Raw genomic sequence first — 14,899 nt, forward strand, 5'->3', positions numbered from 1 at the left:
GCCGGTGGCATTGCATCGTCCGGCGCAAGGAGGTGTCAAATGACACGACGTCTTACGGCGACAATGTTCGTTGCGGCGATGGCGATGTGCTCGTGCGCTGCTCAGGCAAATGCAGCTGGGCAATGCGCGCCACGCGCCGATATCGTGAAGGCGCTCGGCGAGAACTTCCACGAAAGCGAAGCCGGGCGCGGCCTGATCAACCCCAATGTGGTCCTCGAGGTCTTCGTTTCGGAACAAGGCAGCTGGACGGTCCTGGCTTCCGACACGAAAGGCCAGAGTTGTATCCTGTCGGTTGGCGAAGGCTGGGACAGCCCGACACTCAAGGCGGCCTTGCCGGGCGCCTGAGCGATTTGCCTTCGCGCTCTTGCAACTAGCGCGTGGCGGCGACCTCGGCATGGCCGCGCAGCAGTGCCATCAGTTTCTTGGCGTCCTTGGCGGCGCCTTCCTCATCGCCGTCCAGGATCGAGCGGATCAATGCAACATGGTGCTCGGCGGATTCCGCCAGCCCGGTGTCGGCCTTGTAGCGGAACCAGAAGCGGCGGCTGTGGGTCTGCAGGGGGGCGGCCAGCCGGGCGGCGAACGGGTTGTCGGCGGCCAGCGCCAGCGCCTCGTCGAGCGCCTTGTCGGCCTGGATGAAGGCGAGCACATTGCCTGATATCACTGCTTTCTGCATGGCGAGCGCCGCCTCGTGGAACAGGTCGGCGGCCTCGCGGGTGACGAAGCGTGCGGCCGAACGGGCGAGCACCACCTCGACGCCGCGCCTTGCGTCGAGCACACGCAGCCAGTCGCCGGGGTGCAGTGGCGCGATCGCGATGCCGGCGCGGGGCCTGACGTCTAGCAATCCCTCCCAGGCCAGCCGCTGGATCGCCTCGCGCACCGGCGTGCGGCCGAGCGCCAGCCGCTCGATCAGGGACCCCTCGGTGACAAAACTCGCCGGGGCCAGTTCGAGCGTGACGATCATGTTTTCGAGGACGCGATAGGCCTTGGTCGCCGCGGGCTCCGACACGATGCTTGCTTCCATGGATATCAAAGGCTCTCTCCTGATATATCTAGAATATATCATAACAGATTCCGCATTGACAGCAGCTTTCCTAACAGATATACGGCTGATATATCAGATGGAGAGATAGCTATGTGGACCGGAGTTTTCCCCGCCGTCACGACCAAATTCACCGCCGACGACCGGCTCGATCACGCCGAGATGGAGCGCTGCTTCGGCCTGCAAATGGATGCCGGCTGCGATGGCATCATCGTCTGCGGCTCGCTGGGCGAGGGACCGATGCTGTCGCCTGACGAGAAGATCGAGGTGCTGAAGACCGCGCAGAAGATCGCTGGCAAGAAGCCGGTGCTGCTGACGGTCAACGAGGCCGGCACCCGCGAGGCCGCCAGTATCGCCAAGCGCGCCGCCAACGAAGGCGCCGATGGCCTGATGGTGGTGCCGAGCCCGATCTACCACACCAACGCGGAAGAGACGGTGGCGGCGCTGCGCGCGGTGGCGGAAGCCGGCGACTTGCCGGTCATGATCTATTCCAACCGGCTCGCCTACCGCGTCGATGTCAGCGTCGACCAGATGGAGGAGCTGGCGTCGGACAAGCGCTTCGTCGCCATCAAGGAATCCTCCGACGACATCCGTCGCTCGACCGAGATCATCAACCGCCTGGGCAGCCGCTACGACCTGTTCACCGGCGTTGACAATCTGGCCTTCGAGGCGCTGTCCGTGGGTGCCATCGGCTGGGTGGCCGGTCTGGTCACCGCTTTCCCGCGCGAGACCGTCGCCATCTACCAGCTGATGAAGCAGGGGCGCCGCGAAGAGGCGCTCGCCATCTACCGCTGGTTCCGGCCGCTGCTCGACCTCGATGTCTCGACCTATCTGGTGCAGAACATCAAGCTTGCCGAAGTGTTCGCAATCAACACCAATGACCGCGTGCGCATGCCGCGCATGCCGCTGTCGGGCGAACGCCGCAAGGCTGTCGAGAAGATCATCAAGGATGCGCTGGCGGCGCGGCCGACACTGCCGCAGTTCTAAAGAGGGTGGCGACAGCCAGATGAGAGGCAGCGCCCAGGTGCAAGGAAAGTCCAAATCGACAGATAAGGGGCGGCGCTCCTCATCCGCCCTGCGGGCACCTTCTCCCCGTGAACGGGGAGAAGGGAGAGACATCGCCATCGTCGGTGGCGGCATCATCGGCATTTGCGCGGCTGCCTTCCTTGCCGAGGCGGGACTGGACGTCACGCTCTTCGACCGCACGGGCATCTGCGAGGAGACGAGCTCCGGCAACGCGGCCGCCTTTGCCTTCTCCGACGTGCTGCCGCTGGCGCACAAGGGCATGATCCGGCAGCTGCCAAAATGGCTCGCTGATCCACTCGGCCCGCTCAGCATTCCGCCCGCCTATCTGCCGAAGCTGCTACCCTGGCTGATCCGGTTCTGGCGCGCCGGCGCGCCTGGAAAATATGAGGCGAGCCTGACGGCGCAGGCCGGCATGATGAAGCTTGCCGAGGCCGAATGGATGGATCTGCTCGATCGTTCCGGCACCCGGCCGATGCTGCGCGAGGACGGTTCGCTCGAACTCTACGAAGGCGAGGCCGAGTTCCGCGCCTCGCTGTCGGGCTGGGCGGCGCGCGAGCGCTTCGGCATCGGCTTCCGCCATGTCGAGGGCGAGAACCTAGCGGACCTGCAGCCGGGGCTGTCACCGCGCTTCGTCAAGGGCACTTTCGTGCCTGGATGGAAGACCGTCGCCGATCCAAAACTGCTCGGCAAGGCGGTGTGGGCGTACGCGCAGTCCAAGGGCGCCCGCTTCGAGATGGCCCGCATCGACCGCGTCGCGGCGGATCAGGATGGTGCGACACTGACGTTGGCCGACGGCACGACGAGGCAAGCCAGTCACATAGTCATTGCCGCGGGCGCCTGGTCGCATCTGCTGGCGCGGCAACTCGGCGATCGCATTCCGCTGGAGACCGAACGCGGCTACAACACGACGCTGCCGACGAGCGCCTTCGACGTGAGGCGACAGTTGATCTTTTCCGGCCATGGCTTCGTCATCACCCCGCTCGAAACCGGCCTGCGTGTCGGCGGTGCCGTGGAACTCGGCGGCATCGAGCGGCCGCCCAATTTCAACAGGTCGAAAGCGCTCTTGCGGAAAGCGCGGGAATTCCTGCCGGGGCTCGATCCCTCGGGCGGGCGCGAATGGATGGGGTTCCGGCCCTCGCTGCCGGATTCGGTGCCCATCGTCGGCAAGGCGGCGCGAAGCCAGTCGGTGATCTACGCCTTCGGCCACGGCCATCTCGGCCTGACGCAGGCCGCGGCAACCGGGCGGTTGATCAGGGAATTCGTTCTGGGGCAGACTTCGTCCGTTGATCTGGCCCCCTTCAGTCCACAACGGTTTTGATCTCGAGGAGCGACATGGCCAAGAAATCCTTCTTCTGCATCGACGGCCACACCTGCGGCAACCCGGTGCGGCTGGTCGCCGGCGGCGGGCCGCTGCTGCAGGGCTCGACGATGATGGAGCGACGGGCGCATTTCCTGGCCGAATACGACTGGATCCGCACAGGCCTGATGTTCGAACCGCGCGGCCATGACGTGATGTCAGGCTCGATCCTCTACCCGCCGACGCGCGAGGATTGCGACATCGCCATCCTGTTCATCGAGACGTCCGGCTGCCTGCCGATGTGCGGCCACGGCACTATCGGTACGGTGACTATGGCGATCGAACACGGGCTGATCAAGCCGAAGACGCCGGGTGTGCTGCGGCTCGACACGCCGGCCGGGCTGGTCATCGCCGAGTACAAGCAGGTCGGCGAGTATGTCGAGGAGGTGCGCATCACCAACGTGCCGTCCTTCCTTTATGCCGAAGGACTGGCGGTAGAATGTCCGGGGCTCGGCGAGATCACCGTCGATGTCGCCTATGGCGGCAATTTCTACGCCATCGTGGAGCCGCAGGCGAACTATCGCGATATGGCCGACTATTCCGCCGGCGACCTCATCGCCTGGAGCCCGGTGGTGCGGCAGCGGCTCAACGAGAAGTATTCCTTCGTGCATCCGGAGAATCCCGGGATCACCGGGTTGTCGCACATGCTGTGGACCGGCAAGCCGACGGTCGAGGGGGCCGATGCCCGCAATGCCGTCTTCTACGGCGACAAGGCGATCGATCGCTCGCCCTGCGGCACCGGCACCTCGGCACGCATGGCGCAACTCCATGCCAAGGGCAAGCTCAAGGCGGGGGATGCGTTCGTCCATGAATCGATCATCGGCTCGCTGTTCAAGGGCAAGGTTGAAAAGGACGTCACCGTCGCCGGCAAGCCGGCCATCATCCCTTCGATCGGCGGCTGGGCCCGCATGACTGGACTGAACACGATCTTCATCGACGACCGCGATCCGTTCGCACATGGTTTCGTGGTCAAGTAGGAGAATCCTGACCCTGCGGAAAGGAGTGTGACGAAAAACGAACCGTGTCAGGAATGCAACGATTCCTCTCATCACCTAATTTTGACGGTGATTTCTTCGAAACGGAGCGCATGATGCGGCTCAATCGTCAAAGACATTGCGTTATGCCAATGATAGGGTCCGCGATAGTCCAGGGGCTGGGTGCGAAAAGCGGGCGATCGGGAAGACGTGACTTGCAAACACGCGGAGCGGTCAAAAAATCACGTTGCAATCCGGGCTCGAAACTTTACGACTAGGGGAAATACGAAAAGGAATGCGTCTGCATGGGCGACATTCCAGGGGAGCCATGTACACATGCAGTACTTTGTCCAGCAGCTTATCAATGGGCTGACGCTGGGATCGATCTATGGGCTGATCGCGATCGGCTACACGATGGTCTACGGCATCATCGGCATGATCAATTTCGCCCATGGCGACATCTTCATGGTGGGCGCTTTCACGGCGCTGATCGTCTTCCTCATCCTCGGCGCGCTGTTTTATTCGGTGCCCGTGGTCATCGCGCTGCTGGTCATGATGATCGTGGCGATGCTGCTCACCAGCCTCTACAATTGGACGATCGAGAAAGTGGCCTACCGGCCGCTGCGCGGTTCGTTCCGGCTGGCGCCGCTGATCACCGCCATCGGCATGTCGATCGCGCTGTCGAACTTCGTCCAGGTGACGCAAGGCCCGCGCAACAAGCCGATCCCGCCGATGGTCAGCCAAGTCTACAACATCAACGGCGTCAGCGTTTCGCTGAAGCAGATCATCATCGTCATCGTCACGGCTTTGCTGTTGGCGCTGTTCTGGTACCTGGTCAACAAGACCTCGCTTGGCCGGGCGCAACGCGCCTGCGAGCAGGACCGCAAGATGGCCGCACTGCTGGGCATCGACGTCGACCGCACCATCTCGATCACGTTCATCATGGGCGCCGCTCTTGCCGCTGTCGCCGGCACGCTGTTCCTGATGTACTACGGCGTCATCGCCTTCTCGGACGGCTTTACCCCCGGGGTCAAAGCATTCACGGCGGCGGTTCTTGGCGGCATCGGCTCATTGCCAGGTGCGGTGCTGGGCGGCCTCCTGATCGGCTTCATCGAGAGCATGTGGTCGGCCTATTTCTCGATCGACTACAAGGACGTCGCCGCGTTCTCGATCCTGGCAATCGTGCTGATCTTCCTGCCTTCCGGCATATTGGGCCGGCCAGAAGTCGAAAAGGTCTGAGACCATGGCCGTGACCGTATCTCCAGAGCGCGACACCGTCGCCAGCCCCATGCAGCGCGCGCTGCGCGAGGGCTTCTATGCCGGCGCCATCTCGCTTGGCCTTTTCGTGCTGTTCATCGGCCTCAAGACAGACCAGAACATCTCCAATGAACTGGTCTTGGTGAAGCGCTGGGGGCTCTTGGCCGCCGTGGTGATCGCCACGGCTATCGGCCGTTTCCTTTATGTCGCCTATGGTCAGCCCTTCATGGCCAACCAGAAGATCGCCGATGTCGCTACCGGCCTGTTGCCGGCAAGCGCGGCGTCGCGCTTCTTCCGGTTGCCGGTGTTTGTCGTGGCGATCATCGCGGTGGTGCTGCTGTTCGTGTTCAACGGCTCGCTTGCCGGATGGGTGGGAGCAGAGGCGGCCGGCTATCTGCAGTTCCTGCGCGCGCTCGCAATCATCTATGCGCTGGCCTGCGTGATCTACTATTACCGCGGCTTCATCCACGCCAACTTCACCAAGCTCGGCATTGCCGCGCTGGTGCTCTATCCGATCCTTGTCATCGTCGTGCTGTCGCTGATGTCGTGGTCGGTCGCCACCGGATTGCAGGGCTCGCTGAAATGGGTCGACAATTTCGGCATCCAGATCCTGATCTACGTGATGCTGGCCTGGGGGCTGAACATCGTCGTCGGCCTCGCCGGCCTGCTCGATCTGGGCTACGTCGCCTTCTACGCCGTCGGGGCCTACGCCTATGCGCTGCTTGGCACAACCTACGGCCTGTCGTTCTGGATCCTGCTTCCGGCGGCCGGCGCCATGGCCGCGTTCTGGGGCGTGCTGCTCGGCTTTCCGGTGCTGCGCCTGCGCGGCGATTACCTGGCGATCGTTACCCTTGCCTTCGGGGAGATCATCCGCCTGGTGCTGATCAACTGGCGCGATGTGACCAACGGTTCGGCCGGTATCTCCGGCATCCCGAAAGTCACCTTTTTCGGCTTGATGACCTTCAACGTCTCGGACCCCAACTACATCGCCAAGGTCCTGCACCTCGCGACCTCGAGCGCCTACTACAAGATCTTCCTCTATTACCTGATCCTGGCGCTTTGCATGCTCACCGCCTTCGTCACCATCAGGCTGAGGCGCATGCCCGTCGGGCGTGCCTGGGAAGCGCTGCGCGAGGACGAGATCGCCTGCCGCTCGCTCGGCATCAACACCACCACGACCAAGCTGACGGCCTTTGCCACCGGTGCCATGTTCGGCGGTTTTGCCGGGGCATTCTTCGCCGCGCGGCAAGGCTTCGTCAGCCCGGAATCCTTCGTCTTCCTGGAATCGGCCATCATCCTGGCCATCGTCGTCCTTGGCGGCATGGGGTCGCTGGTCGGCATCGCCGTCGCCGCGATGGTGATGATCGGCGGCACCGAGGCGCTGCGCGAGCTCGACTTCCTCAAACAGGTCTTCGGGCAAGATTTCACCCCCGAACTCTACCGCATGCTTCTGTTCGGCATGGCCATGGTCATCGTCATGCTGTGGAAGCCACGGGGCTTTGTCGGCAGTCGTGAACCGACAGCCTTCCTCAAGGAGCGAAGGGCTGTCTCAAGCTCCTTCACCAAGGAGGGTCACGGCTGATGAATGCGAACGCACAAGTGAACGACGCCATCCTGCAGGTCGATCATCTGTCGATGAAGTTCGGCGGCCTGGTCGCCATCGGCGACCTGTCCTTCACTGCCAGGCGCGGCGAAATCACCGCGCTGATCGGCCCCAACGGCGCCGGCAAGACCACCGTGTTCAATTGCATCACCGGCTTCTACAAGCCGTCGGAAGGCATGATCACGCTCAACCGGGCCGATGGCTCCAGCTACCTGCTGGAACGGCTGCCCAACCATGAGATCCCGGCGCGCGCCAAGGTGGCGCGCACCTTCCAGAACATCCGCCTGTTCTCGGGCATGACGCTGCTGGAGAACCTGCTCGTCGCTCAGCACAACAAGCTGATGAAGGCCTCCGGGTATACGATCCTGGGCCTGTTCGGCTTCAGCGGCTACCGCAAGGCCTCGGCCGAATCGGTGGAGCTTGCCAAGCACTGGCTGGAAAAGGCCGATCTCGTCGATCGCGCCGACGATCCGGCCGGCGACTTGCCCTATGGCGCACAGCGGCGGCTCGAGATCGCGCGCGCCATGTGCACCGGTCCCGAGCTTCTGTGCCTCGACGAACCGGCGGCCGGTCTCAACCCGAAGGAATCGGCGGCTCTCAACGAACTGCTGATGGGGATCAAGCACACGACAGGCACCTCGATCCTCCTGATCGAGCACGACATGTCGGTGGTCATGCAGATCTCCGACCATGTCGTGGTGCTGGAATATGGCCGCAAGATCTCCGACGGCAATCCGCAGTCGGTGCGCACCGACCCGCGCGTCATCGCTGCCTATCTTGGCGTCGACGACGAGGAGGTCGAGACCGTACTTACCGAAGTCGGCGACGAGGACGTCATCGAACAGCTCGACATCGGCCCCGATTCCGCGCATGGCCCGGGGACATCGTCGTCGTATCTGGCCGGGCCGGTGAGCGACACCGTCGGCCATAGCCAAGGCGAACGCGTAACCGTGTCGAAAGGCGCCTCGAAGGCGGCGCAGGTCGATGCCCGCGCCGCCAGCGTGGCAAGCAGGCCTGTTGCCCCGACACCGACGCCGGCCAAGCCCGCCGCGAAGAAAGCGGCACCAAGGAAAACGGCCGCCAAGGCGCCCGCCGCGAAGGCCGAAGGCGTTTCGAACCGCCTCGCTGCCCCCCGTGGCGGCAAGGCCGACAATCTGACCCGCATCAAGGGCATCGGCACGGTCAACGAGAAGAAGCTCAACGAACACGGCATCTTCCACTTCGACCAGATCGGCGCCTGGAAGAAGGCTGACGTCGAGGCGGTCGAGGCCTATCTGGCCTTTGACGGACGCATCGCGCGCGAGGAGTGGGTCAAGCAGGCCAAGCTGCTCGGCCAAGGCAAGGATACGGAATTCTCGCGCCGCGTCGATGCAGGCAAGGTGGCGACCAGTCATGTGTCCGGCAAAGCCAAGGCGAGCACAGCCAAGCCCGTGCAGGGCAAGCGTGGAGGGGGCAAGTGATGGCCACGACAACGCTGCTCGATATCAAGGGCGTGGAGACTTATTACGGCAATATCCGTGCGCTGAACGGCGTCAATGTCAGCGTCAAGCAAGGTGAGATCGTGGCGCTGATCGGCGCCAACGGCGCCGGCAAGTCGACGCTGATGATGACCATCTTCGGGGCTCCACGCGCCCGCACGGGCACCATCACTTTCAACGGGACCGATATCACCCAGTTGCCGACACACGAAATCGCGCGCATGCGCATTGCTCAGTCACCGGAGGGCCGGCGCATCTTTCCGCGCATGACGGTGATGGAAAACCTGCAGATGGGCGCCAGCCTCGACAACCTCAAATATTATGGCGAGGACGTCGAGAAGGTGTTCACGCTGTTCCCCAGGCTGAAGGAGCGCATCGCCCAGCGTGGCGGTACGCTGTCGGGCGGCGAACAGCAGATGCTGTCGATCGGACGCGCATTGATGGCGCGGCCGAAACTGCTTCTGCTCGACGAGCCGTCGCTGGGCCTGGCGCCGCTGATCGTCAAGCAGATCTTCGATGCCATTCGTGAGTTGAACCGCACCCAAGGGCTGACCGTATTCCTAGTCGAGCAGAACGCGTTCGGCGCGCTCAAGCTCGCCACGCGCGGTTATGTCATGGTCAACGGCAATGTGACGATGAGCGGCACCGGCAAGGAGCTGCTCGCCAATCCGGAAGTGCGCGCCGCCTATCTCGAAGGCGGACATCACTGAGTTCAGGAGACTTCCCATGCAAGGCATTCTCTACGAGGAACCGTCGATCTGGCAGTTCTTCTTCGTCACCTGCCTGCTCGGCGGATGGGCGGCATGGATGACCGGCAAGGCCAGTGCCCAGACATGGCGCAGCTTCATCCAGCTGTTTGCCTATCTGCTCGGGCTCGGCATTGGAATCCGCTTCATCCATCACGCGCTGTTCGACGGCACGATGTTCTCGCTGCATTACTATATCGTTGACACCATCGTGCTGATGATACTGGGCTTCGTCGGCTATCAATACACACGAACCAACCAGATGGTCACACAGTATAACTGGCTCTACGAAAGAGCTTCAATCTTGAGCTGGAAACCGAAAGGTTGACGTTCATCATTAACGCCGCGTCAGGGATGAATCGGCGTGACAAGTGCCTGAAAATCGGCAAACTATGCTTTCTGCGATAAGGGTGGGCATCGCATGAAAGCTTCATCCACGCCCACTCCGTTAATGGGAGCGTTTAAATGAAAAAGTCACTTTTGTCCGCCGTGGCCCTGACCGCGCTCGTCGCGTTCGGCGGCAACGCGTGGGCTGATGTAATGTTCGCCGTCGCCGGGCCGATCACCGGTCCGAACGCGGCCTTCGGCGCACAGCTGCAGAAGGGCGCCGAAGCGGCGGTCGCCGAGATCAATGCCAAGGGCGGCATCAATGGCGAGCAGATCAAGCTCGAAGTCGGCGACGATGTCTCCGATCCGAAGCAGGGCATCTCGGTCGCCAACAAGTTCGTCGGCGACGGCGTCAAGTTCGTGATCGGCCACTTCAACTCGGGCGTGTCGATCCCGGCCTCCGAAGTGTACGCCGAAAACAACATCGTCGAAATCACGCCGGCCGCAACCAACCCGAAGTTTACCGAGCGCGGCTTGTGGAATGTGTTCCGTACCTGCGGACGCGACGACCAGCAGGGCAGCATCGCTGGCGCCTATATCGCCGCGAACTTCAAGGATGCCAAAGTCGCCGTGATCCATGACAAGACCCCTTATGGCCAGGGCCTCGCGGACGAAACCAAGAAGGCGATGAACGCCGCCGGCATCAAGGAAGTGATGTATGAAGGCGTCAATGTCGGCGACAAGGACTTCTCGGCGCTGATCGCCAAGATGAAGGAAGCCGGCGTCACCCTGATCTACTGGGGTGGCCTGCATACCGAAGCCGGTCTGATCATCCGTCAATCGGCGGACCAGGGCCTCAAGGCCCCGATGATGTCGGGTGACGGCATCGTGACGGACGAACTCGCCGCCATCGCGGGCGACGCTGTCGCCGGCACCCTCAACACGTTCGGCCCCGACCCGCGCCTGATCCCAGCCAATAAGGAACTCGTCGAGAAGTTCCGCGCGCAGGGTTTCGAGCCGGAAGCCTACACGCTCTACGCCTATGCCGCCGTGCAGGTGGTCGCCGAGGCGGCCGCTGCCGCCAAGACGAACGATCCGCAGGCCGTCGCCAAGGCGATGCATGAAAGCGGCCCGTTCCCGACCGTTCTGGGCGATCTCGCCTATGACGCCAAGGGCGATCCGAAGCTGCCAGGCTACATCATGTACGAATGGAAGAAGAAGGACGACGGGAAGTATTCCTGGTTCCCGAAGTCGTAATTCATTCGGATCCGAAACCAACGATGCCCGGCGCCTCGCGCCGGGCATTTTCTTTTGATGCGCGGCGGCAGCCGGGTCACGTCACGGTGAGCCCCCTTAGCCAGGAAGATCGCATCCAGGATCGAAATTGTCGCCATTGTTCCGTCCGTTCGAACCGATGCATGCGAGTGTTGGCCGGACAATCGATCTAAATCGGTTTAAATCAGCGTCGATTTTGTTTGCACTGCAGCATTTTCGCGCTAATCATTGCCCCGATTTCCCGTTCCTTCCGCTGCTGGAGCCCAGTCCTTGGCCATCACGAAGATCCTCGTCGCCAACCGGTCAGAAATCGCCATCCGCGTCTTTCGCGCGGCCAACGAGCTGGGCCTCAAAACCGTGGCGATCTGGGCCGAGGAAGACAAATACTCGCTGCACCGCTTCAAGGCCGATGAGAGCTACCAGGTCGGGCGCGGCCCGCATCTCGGCAAGGACATGGGTCCGATCGAGAGCTATCTGTCGATCGAGGAGGTGATCCGCGTCGCCAGACTTTCAGGCGCCGATGCCATCCACCCCGGCTACGGGCTGCTGTCGGAAAGCCCCGAATTCGCCGAGGCCTGCGCTCAAGCAGGCATCACCTTCATCGGCCCGAAACCCGACACGATGCGCCGGCTGGGCAACAAGGTTGCCGCGCGCAATCTAGCCATCGAGGTCGGCGTGCCCGTGGTGCCGGCGACCGATCCGTTGCCGGACGACATGGAGGCGGTCAAGGAACTCGCCAAGACGGTCGGTTATCCGGTCATGCTGAAAGCCTCGTGGGGTGGCGGTGGCCGCGGCATGCGCGCCATCCGCTCCGAGGCCGACCTCGCCCGCGAGGTCATGGAAGGCAAGCGCGAGGCGAAGGCCGCCTTCGGCAAGGACGAGGTCTATCTCGAAAAGCTGATCGAGCGCGCCCGCCATGTCGAGGTGCAGGTGCTTGGCGACACGCACGGCAATGCAGTCCACCTGTTCGAGCGCGACTGCTCGATCCAGCGCCGCAACCAGAAGGTCGTCGAGCGCGCGCCGGCGCCCTATCTCAGCGAGGAACTGCGCCAGGAGCTTTGCGGCCACGCGCTGAAGATCGCGCGCGAGACCAGCTATATAGGCGCCGGCACGGTCGAATTCCTGCAGGACGCCGATACCGGCAAGTTCTACTTCATCGAGGTCAATCCGCGCATCCAGGTCGAGCACACCGTCACCGAAATGGTGACCGGCATCGACATCGTGAAGGCGCAGATCCACATCCTCGACGGTTTCGCCATCGGCACGCCGGAATCGGGTGTGCCGGCGCAGACGGACATCCGGCTGAACGGCCATGCCTTGCAGTGCCGCATCACCACGGAAGATCCCGAACACAATTTCATTCCGGACTACGGCCGCATCACCGCCTATCGCGGCGCCACCGGCTTCGGCATCCGCCTCGATGGCGGCACGGCCTATTCCGGCGCGGTCATCACCCGCTTCTACGATCCGCTGCTGGAGAAGGTCACGGCCTGGGCGCCGACGCCGGCCGAGACGATCGCCCGCATGAACCGCGCTCTGCGCGAGTTCCGCATCCGCGGCGTCGCCACCAACCTCACCTTCCTCGAAGCGATCATCAATCACCCGAGCTTCGCCGACAATTCCTATACGACCAGGTTCATCGACACGACGCCGGAGCTGTTCCAGCAGGTCAAGCGCCAGGACCGCGCCACCAAGCTGCTCAACTACCTGGCCGACGTCAGCGTCAACGGCCATCCCGAGACGCGCGGCCGACCGACGCCAAAGGCCGACGCGGCTCCGCCCGTGGTGCCCTATCTCAACGGCAATGTGCCGAGCGGCAGCAAGCAGAAGCTCGACGTGCTCGGGCCGGAAAAGTTCGCCGCCTGGATGCGCGAGCAAAAGGAGGTGCTGGTCACCGACACGACGATGCGTGACGGCCACCAGTCGCTGCTCGCCACCCGTGTGCGCACGCATGACATTGCCGGCATCGCCGGCACCTATGCGCGCGCCTTGCCGCAGTTGCTGTCGCTCGAATGCTGGGGTGGGGCCACTTTCGACGTCGCCATGCGCTTCCTCACCGAGGATCCATGGGAGCGGCTGTCGCTGGTGCGGGAAGCCGCCCCCAACCTGTTGCTGCAGATGCTGCTGCGCGGCGCCAACGGCGTCGGCTATACCAATTATCCCGACAATGTCGTGCAGCATTTCGTCAAGCAGGCGGCGTCGGGCGGCGTCGACCTGTTCCGCGTCTTCGACTGCCTGAACTGGGTCGAGAACATGCGCGTCGCCATGGACGCGGTCGGCGCCGAGGGCAAGCTGATCGAAGCGGCGATGTGCTATACCGGCGACATCCTCGATCCGGCGAGGGCCAAGTACGACCTGAAATACTATGTCGGGCTCGCCAGGGAATTGCAGGCCGCCGGCGCCCATATCATCGCCGTCAAGGACATGGCCGGCCTGTTGAAGCCGAGTGCTGCCCGCGTGCTGTTCAAGGCGCTGCGCGAGGCGACCGACCTGCCGATCCATTTTCACACCCACGACACATCGGGTCTGTCGGCGGCAACCGTGCTGGCGGCCGTGGAAAGCGGTGTCGACGCCATCGACGCGGCGATGGACGCCTTCTCCGGCAACACCTCGCAGCCGTGCCTGGGTTCAATCGTCGAAGCGCTGAAAGGCACCGAGCGCGATCCAGGCCTCGACCCGCAATGGATCCGAAAGATCTCGTTCTACTGGGAAGCCGTTCGCAATCAGTACGCTGCTTTCGAGAGCGACCTGAAAGGCCCGGCTTCCGAGGTCTATCTGCACGAAATGCCGGGGGGGCAGTTCACCAATTTGAAGGAACAGGCGCGTTCGCTGGGGCTGGAGACACGCTGGCACGAGGTGGCGCAGACCTATCACGATGTCAACCTGATGTTCGGCGACATCGTCAAGGTGACGCCGTCCTCCAAGGTCGTGGGCGACATGGCGCTGATGATGGTGAGCCAGGATCTGACCGTTGCCGATGTCGAGAACCCGGCCCGCGACATCGCCTTCCCGGACTCGGTGGTTTCGATGCTGCGCGGCGATCTTGGCCAATCCCCTGGCGGCTGGCCGCAGGCGTTGCAGAAGAAGGCACTCAAGGGCGACAAGCCGATCACGGCGCGGCCCGGCTCATTGCTCAAGCCGGCCGACCTCGAGAAGAGCCGCAAGGAGATCGAGGACAAGCTCGAGCGCAAGCTGTCGGAATACGAGTTCGCCTCGTGGCTGATGTATCCGAAGGTGTTTTCCGACTTCGTCGCCGCGCAGGAGACCTACGGCCCGGTCAGCGTTCTGCCGACGCCGACCTATTTCTACGGCATGAAATCGGAAGACGAGATTTTCGTCGATATCGAAAGGGGCAAGACCTTGGTCGTGCGCTGCCAGGCGTTCGGCGATGTCGACGACAAGGGCATGGTCACGGTGTTCTTCGAGCTCAACGGCCAGCCGCGGCGCGTGAAGGTGCCCGATCGCGCACATGGCGCGTCGGCGGCCAAGGCGCGTCGCAAGGCGGAGCCCGGCAACGAGGCGCATGTCGGGGCGCCGATGCCGGGTGTGGTCTCCGCACTTTCGGTCGCCGCCGGCCAAGCGGTCAAGGCCGGCGACGTGCTGCTCTCCATCGAAGCGATGAAGATGGAGACGGCGCTGCACGCCGAGCGCGACGGGACGGTCGCCGAGGTGCTGGTGAAGGCCGGCGACCAGATCGATGCGAAGGATCTCCTGATCGCCTTCAACTGAGAGCTCGCAAGGAACGGGCAGGCTGTCGGCTCATGACGGCAGGCCTTGGCGAGCTGTTCGATAACGGCTTGACCCGCCGGCTCCGGTC

General features: G+C 63.2%; 12 protein-coding genes. 11 read left to right on the plus strand and 1 reads right to left on the minus strand.

The genetic code is table 11. From position 1 onward, the window contains the following. Positions 1-39: 39 nt before the first annotated feature. Complete coding sequence (locus FJ950_RS09435) at positions 40-345, plus strand: hypothetical protein (RefSeq protein WP_015315212.1); 306 nt, start codon at positions 40-42, stop codon at positions 343-345. 25 nt (positions 346-370) lie between these two features. On the opposite strand, the gene FJ950_RS09440 is transcribed toward FJ950_RS09435, so the two are convergent. Further along, entirely contained in the window at positions 371-1,021 is a 651-nt protein-coding gene (locus FJ950_RS09440) for a GntR family transcriptional regulator (RefSeq protein WP_041163299.1), read from the minus strand. Positions 1,022-1,132: 111 nt separating this feature from the next. Between FJ950_RS09440 and FJ950_RS09445 the strand changes: the two genes are divergently transcribed. The 10 genes from FJ950_RS09445 (at position 1,133) to pyc (ending at position 14,811) form a co-directional block, all read left to right on the plus strand. Then, on the plus strand, positions 1,133-2,026 hold the full coding sequence (locus FJ950_RS09445) for a dihydrodipicolinate synthase family protein (protein WP_140616609.1): 894 nt from the start codon (positions 1,133-1,135) through the stop codon (positions 2,024-2,026). A gap of 19 nt (positions 2,027-2,045) precedes the next feature. Continuing rightward, positions 2,046-3,383, plus strand: coding sequence for an FAD-dependent oxidoreductase (locus tag FJ950_RS09450; protein WP_181171145.1), 1,338 nt, complete (start codon positions 2,046-2,048; stop codon positions 3,381-3,383). A 14-nt stretch (positions 3,384-3,397) separates the two neighbouring features. After that, positions 3,398-4,399, plus strand: a complete 1,002-nt coding sequence (locus FJ950_RS09455; protein ID WP_015315216.1) for a 4-hydroxyproline epimerase — start codon at positions 3,398-3,400, stop codon at positions 4,397-4,399. Positions 4,400-4,732: 333 nt separating this feature from the next. Beyond that, entirely contained in the window at positions 4,733-5,635 is a 903-nt protein-coding gene (locus tag FJ950_RS09460) for a branched-chain amino acid ABC transporter permease (protein WP_015315217.1), read from the plus strand. A gap of 4 nt (positions 5,636-5,639) precedes the next feature. Further along, complete coding sequence (gene livM / locus FJ950_RS09465; protein WP_140616610.1) at positions 5,640-7,235, plus strand: high-affinity branched-chain amino acid ABC transporter permease LivM; 1,596 nt, start codon at positions 5,640-5,642, stop codon at positions 7,233-7,235. After that, on the plus strand, positions 7,235-8,716 hold the full coding sequence (locus FJ950_RS09470; protein ID WP_140616611.1) for an ATP-binding cassette domain-containing protein: 1,482 nt from the start codon (positions 7,235-7,237) through the stop codon (positions 8,714-8,716). The genes livM and FJ950_RS09470 overlap by 1 nt, the downstream gene beginning before the upstream one ends. Further along, a complete protein-coding gene (locus FJ950_RS09475) occupies positions 8,716-9,444 on the plus strand; it encodes an ABC transporter ATP-binding protein (RefSeq protein WP_015315220.1) in 729 nt (242 codons plus the stop codon). The genes FJ950_RS09470 and FJ950_RS09475 overlap by 1 nt, the downstream gene beginning before the upstream one ends. 16 nt (positions 9,445-9,460) lie before the next feature. After that, positions 9,461-9,808, plus strand: a complete 348-nt coding sequence (locus tag FJ950_RS09480; protein WP_013892487.1) for a DUF6867 family protein — start codon at positions 9,461-9,463, stop codon at positions 9,806-9,808. A 137-nt stretch (positions 9,809-9,945) separates the two neighbouring features. Then, positions 9,946-11,064, plus strand: a complete 1,119-nt coding sequence (locus FJ950_RS09485; RefSeq protein ID WP_015315221.1) for a branched-chain amino acid ABC transporter substrate-binding protein — start codon at positions 9,946-9,948, stop codon at positions 11,062-11,064. A 288-nt stretch (positions 11,065-11,352) separates the two neighbouring features. After that, positions 11,353-14,811, plus strand: coding sequence for a pyruvate carboxylase (gene pyc / locus FJ950_RS09490; RefSeq protein WP_140616612.1), 3,459 nt, complete (start codon positions 11,353-11,355; stop codon positions 14,809-14,811). Positions 14,812-14,899: the final 88 nt, after the last annotated feature.

This window comes from Mesorhizobium sp. B2-3-14 (assembly GCF_006442175.1).
Classification (GTDB): Bacteria; Pseudomonadota; Alphaproteobacteria; order Rhizobiales; family Rhizobiaceae; genus Mesorhizobium; species Mesorhizobium australicum.

What these genes read in the sequence shown, in the direction of transcription:
- FJ950_RS09435 (WP_015315212.1), top strand. Translation starts at nt 40, where the DNA reads ATGACACGACGTCTTACGGCGACAATGTTCGTTGCGGCGATGGCGATG.
- FJ950_RS09440 (WP_041163299.1), bottom strand. Translation starts at nt 1,021, where the DNA reads ATGGAAGCAAGCATCGTGTCGGAGCCCGCGGCGACCAAGGCCTATCGC.
- FJ950_RS09445 (WP_140616609.1), top strand. Translation starts at nt 1,133, where the DNA reads ATGTGGACCGGAGTTTTCCCCGCCGTCACGACCAAATTCACCGCCGAC.
- FJ950_RS09450 (WP_181171145.1), top strand. Translation starts at nt 2,046, where the DNA reads ATGAGAGGCAGCGCCCAGGTGCAAGGAAAGTCCAAATCGACAGATAAG.
- FJ950_RS09455 (WP_015315216.1), top strand. Translation starts at nt 3,398, where the DNA reads ATGGCCAAGAAATCCTTCTTCTGCATCGACGGCCACACCTGCGGCAAC.
- FJ950_RS09460 (WP_015315217.1), top strand. Translation starts at nt 4,733, where the DNA reads ATGCAGTACTTTGTCCAGCAGCTTATCAATGGGCTGACGCTGGGATCG.
- livM (WP_140616610.1), top strand. Translation starts at nt 5,640, where the DNA reads ATGGCCGTGACCGTATCTCCAGAGCGCGACACCGTCGCCAGCCCCATG.
- FJ950_RS09470 (WP_140616611.1), top strand. Translation starts at nt 7,235, where the DNA reads ATGAATGCGAACGCACAAGTGAACGACGCCATCCTGCAGGTCGATCAT.
- FJ950_RS09475 (WP_015315220.1), top strand. Translation starts at nt 8,716, where the DNA reads ATGGCCACGACAACGCTGCTCGATATCAAGGGCGTGGAGACTTATTAC.
- FJ950_RS09480 (WP_013892487.1), top strand. Translation starts at nt 9,461, where the DNA reads ATGCAAGGCATTCTCTACGAGGAACCGTCGATCTGGCAGTTCTTCTTC.
- FJ950_RS09485 (WP_015315221.1), top strand. Translation starts at nt 9,946, where the DNA reads ATGAAAAAGTCACTTTTGTCCGCCGTGGCCCTGACCGCGCTCGTCGCG.